We start from the raw sequence: 764 nt of genomic DNA, 5'->3' as shown, positions 1-764 counted from the left end.
GGTTGAAGTATTTATTAATGATGGGGAACAAACTTTTACAAATTTAATTTATACTAATCCAGCTAATCGTGGCATTGAATTATATTCAAAAGGAGGTAAAGTACGTGTAGACTCCCTGCAATTTCATCATTTAAACTCTATTTGGCGCGATAAACTCAAAAAGGACAAGTTAGAAAGAATTACATTAAGTGAACAAGCAGTCGTTCTTAAAATAGGTGAAAAAAAGGATGTTCAAGCAGTAATAAAGCCGGATTGGTTAGATTACAAAGGTGAGTTAAAGTGGGAAGTAACTGACAGGTCAATTGTGAAAGTATCTACCCAAGCTAACGGTTCCGAAGGAACATTGGGAGGGTTAAAGATAGGTAACACAACTATCAAAATCTCTGACAAAAGTGGAAAAGTTATTACGGAGTTGCCTGTGAGTGTGGTAGGGAACTAGAATAAAGATAAATCTATTTAATTTTAAAATGTAAACGGATTCAAATAGCTTCTTTATAAATACTATGTCATCTTAGACAAACTTCACCAATCGATGAAGTTTGTCTTTTTTATTATATAATACACGAGAAACCATTTTATGAGCTTAAAACCTAAACATAGAGCATACTCATTTTTATGTAAGGGGGCTACTATTCAACCTTTTTAAAATTTAATTTATGCTAATCGGTTGACATCTAAGTGTAAAACTAATATGTAAAGATACTATCTTTAAGTGGTTGTTCCTTCTAAAAGCTCAACAGGCAGGTTTGTTTCAAGTGGTAAAT

1 protein-coding gene is annotated in these 764 nt (G+C 32.5%); it reads left to right on the top strand.

All coding sequences use genetic code 11. The features are described from left to right. A partial coding sequence (locus AC1DRF_RS30665; protein WP_477742655.1) for a GH32 C-terminal domain-containing protein occupies positions 1-439 on the top strand: 439 nt, incomplete at its 5' end. Positions 440-764 lie beyond the last annotated feature (325 nt).

Source organism: Priestia sp. P5_B4, from assembly GCF_056400385.1.
Note: the sequence above shows the minus strand (reverse complement) of the source record. Positions and strands in the feature narration are given on the sequence as shown.